Annotated in this window: 3 protein-coding genes and 1 pseudogene; 1 reads left to right on the forward strand and 3 read right to left on the reverse strand. The window is 71.0% G+C overall.

The genetic code is table 11. From position 1 onward, the window contains the following. Positions 1-253 (reverse strand): annotated as a pseudogene (locus tag QH196_RS32430) (NAD-binding protein); the annotation flags it as partial. A gap of 266 nt (positions 254-519) precedes the next feature. Further along, positions 520-1,380: a DoxX family protein gene (locus QH196_RS00785; RefSeq protein ID WP_280413811.1), complete on the reverse strand. Its 861-nt coding sequence runs from the start codon at positions 1,378-1,380 to the stop codon at positions 520-522. Between the two features lie 160 nt (positions 1,381-1,540). Between QH196_RS00785 and QH196_RS00790 the strand changes: the two genes are divergently transcribed. Continuing rightward, the gene (locus tag QH196_RS00790; RefSeq protein WP_280413812.1) at positions 1,541-2,653 is read left to right on the forward strand and encodes a PQQ-dependent sugar dehydrogenase; all 1,113 of its coding nucleotides are present in this window, start codon (positions 1,541-1,543) and stop codon (positions 2,651-2,653) included. Positions 2,654-3,220: 567 nt separating this feature from the next. Here QH196_RS00790 and QH196_RS00795 read toward each other — a convergent pair. After that, positions 3,221-3,433: patatin-like phospholipase family protein (locus QH196_RS00795; RefSeq protein WP_280413813.1), on the reverse strand; the 213-nt coding region annotated here is incomplete at its 5' end.

Below are 3,433 nucleotides of genomic sequence, written 5' to 3' on the forward strand. Positions count from 1 at the left end.
CGGTCAGGCAGTGGAACTTCTGCTCGATGCAGGCCGCGCGGCCGGTACCGTCCGGGCCGATGCGGAGGCCCGCGATGTCATCGTGCTCATCAGCTGGTTGTCCCGGCTCGATGATGCCGAACTCGACGCGCGCATCGAACCGGAACTCCACGCCGTGCTCCCGGTGCAGATCGGCGAATACCTCGCCCATCTCTGGGCCCAGCGCGCCCAGCAGGGGCGCGGACGTCTCTTCGATCACGGTCACCGCCACCCCCGCCGCCCCCCCCCCCCTCCGGGGCGGCCCCCCGGATGGGGTGTTTTTTTTTTGGGGCCCGGGGGGCGCCGCGGGTTTCGGCCCCCTCGGCCCCTGCTTTCCGCACTCGACACTCGCGGCTGCGCCGCATCGCATCGAGCACGGAAAGCTGGGGCGGGCCGAAACCTAGCAGGGCCTCGCTGAACTCGGCGCCGCCGGTCTCGTGTGGGTGGGCCGACCTCCGTACGGGGTAATGAACTCCGCAACGGCGGGACGTCGTGTGACAACTACTCGAACGGGCCGATGCCGGTGAGCGGGTTGCCGTCCTGGAGGTACCAGTAGGTGAAGATGGCGGCGGCGAAGGCGAGAACCAGGACCACGAAGGACCCGGAGCCGGGGCGGGTGGCCCAGCTACGGCCGCGGTCCAGAGCCCAGCGGCCGGGGCCGGTGAATATCACGGCGATCGCGGCGCCGGCGAGAATGGTGTCCAACTCGACCGCGCCCGGCCCCTGGCTGTACTGGAAGTCCGGGTGCATTCCCTGTTTGAACATCCAGGCGTTCAGGATCACCGCGAGCACCGCACCGGCGGCAAGCGGTGTGGCCAGACCCAGAATCAGCAGGATGCCACCGCCCACCTCACCGGCGGTGACCAGTGCGGCGGCGATGGACGGGTGATCCCAGCCGCCCTGTTCCATCATCTCTTTGGTGCCGTCGAGGCCCGGCCCGTCGAACCAGCCCGCCAGTTTCTGCAGGCCGTGGTACAGGAAAGTGCCGCCGACCACGAGACGCAGGATGAACAGGCCCAGATCGAGGGTGCCGCGGCGACCGTCCCCGTTGCGGCGGCGCAAGCCCCCGTTGGGCTGGGTGCCCGCCGGGGGGATGCTCGCGTAGGAATAGGTCCGGTCGTCCTCGACTCCGGCCGGCCCGCTCGGGCCGGGGGTATCGGTCGGCTTATCGCCCGGGGACACAGAAGCCATCGCCGGTATCTCCTTGGTCATGGCCACCTTGGGGAACTGGCCGGTGGGGAAATCGTAGGGACTGCCGACCCCGCCCGCCGTCGTCGATACCGCGCGCTGTTCGGCGGTGGACGGGTTACCGGGCCGCGCGGAGTCGGACGGCGCGGAGCCGTTTCTCGGCTTGGCACTCACCCTTCAACAGTAGGCCGATCCAGCGCCGCGGGCGCTCTGAATGCGCGGCGTGTCCGCGCCACTCGGCCACCTCTGGCAGCACCCGGGCCACCTGCGGCTGTCCACTGCGGGCGGGGGCGTGGGGGCGCGACCGGAGGGATTTCCACTACGTTGGGGGGTTATGAGGTCGGTTGGCGCGCGGCGCGTGACGGTGGGGCTGGTATGCGGGGCGTTGTTGCTCAGCGGGTGCGCACGTTTCGACGATTCCGCGTCCAGCCCGTTCACCGAGGAACCGACTCTGGACGCCGCGGAGCTCGAACCCCCGAAACAGCAGGGTCCCGAATCCTCGACCACGCGGCCGAGCGGTCCGTGTATCGACCCCGACCCGGCCGTGGTGGTCAGCTGCCTGGACACCACCGGCGGGCTGATCGAGCTGGGCGGCTACGCGCTGGTGACCGAACGCCGCACCGGACGCATCCTGAAGGTGGCACCGGAGGCGCCGCCGGTCGAGGTCGCCCGCGTCGACGTGGACCCCGCCGGCGACGGCGGGCTGAGTGATATCGCCATCTCCCCCACCTACCACGAAGACGGGCTGCTCTACGCCTACGTCACCACCGCGAGCGATAACCGGGTGGTCCGCATCGCCGAGGGCGGCGGCCCGCCGAAACCGGTCCTGACGGGAATCCCGAAGGGCACCACCGGGAATCGCGGCGCCATCGAATGGACGTCACCGGACCAGATGCTGGTGCTCACCGGTAATGCCGGTGATCCGGCGGCCGCGGCGGATCCGGCCAGTACGGCGGGCAAACTGCTGCGGGTGAAGAACCCCACCTCGAACGGGAACGCACCCACCGAGGTCGCGATATCGGGTATCGGTTCGGCCGGGGATATCTGCCTGGGCGGCGATCAGATCTGGGTCACCGACCGCACCCCCGCCCTGGACCGCCTGCAGCGCATCGGCCCCGACGGTGTCGCCACCACCGCGTGGACCTGGCCGGACCGTCCGGGAGTCGCCGGCTGCGCCGTCACCCCCGAAGGCATCGCCATCGCCCTGACCGACGCGAAAGCCCTCGCCATGGCGGCACCGGACCCCACGACCTACGCCGTGACCGCACCCCCGAGCGTTTTCTTCGCCAACAAGTACGGCCGCATGCTCGGCGCCAGCCCGGCCATGGACGGCACCATCTGGGTCTCCACCGCGAACAAATCCGACGGCGGCCAGCCCACTCCGAACGACGACCGCGTCGTCCGCATCCCGCCGCCCACGGCCGGCGGTGGTGGCGGCCCGGACTAACCGTCCGCCGCCTTGGTGAAGAGGCGGCCGATCAGCGCCAGTTCGCGCACGATCCGGGCGCTGACCGCCCAATCGTGGGCGCGGCCGGTACCGCCGAGTTTCCGGCCCCTTCGCTACTGTTCCGCCCTCGACACGCGCTGCTCCGCCTGCTCGCGTGCGGCGACAACGACCGTTGGGCGCGACCACTTCCGGGCTGTTGGTGGATGCGCTCGCACAGTGTGTACTGCTGCTGGTGGGTGGCACATTGCCCGGTACGGATCTCGCTGCCGCGCTGGGAGTGTTCATCGCGGGCTCGGCCGTGCCGTTCCCTCTGCCTGCGGCTACTTGCCCGGTTCCGGCGGTGGAACACGACTGCGGCCACTGTCCCAGTTCCGGCAGTCGAACACGCAGGCCCAGCCGATACCACCGCCACTGGGCTCGCTCGGGCCGGCTCGTAGTGTCCAGGGGCGACACGCCCACGGTCCACCGGCCGCGATCCCTGTCGAAACCCTCGAACGCCGCTCGCCGCCCCCCCCCCGCCCCCCCCCGCCGGCCCCCACACCCCGCCCGCCCCCCACCCGCCCCGGGTTAATCTGCCGGGGGGGGGGCAGGGGGCCCGCCCGGGCCGGTGAGGGCGCAGACGCAACTCGTTCCGGCGGCGAGGTCGGCGTTGATGGAGGAGCGCACCCCACCATCGATGTAATGGCGTCCGGCGATCTCGATCGGCGGAAAAACCCCGGGGACAGCGGTGCTGGCGGCCAGCGCCTGCACGAGCGTGGCGGCATCGTCGCGGGTCCAGGC

Origin of the sequence: Nocardia carnea (assembly GCF_029868325.1) — a bacterium.
Classification (GTDB): Bacteria; Actinomycetota; Actinomycetes; order Mycobacteriales; family Mycobacteriaceae; genus Nocardia; species Nocardia carnea_C.

What these genes read in the sequence shown, in the direction of transcription:
- QH196_RS00790 (WP_280413812.1), top strand. Translation starts at nt 1,541, where the DNA reads ATGAGGTCGGTTGGCGCGCGGCGCGTGACGGTGGGGCTGGTATGCGGG.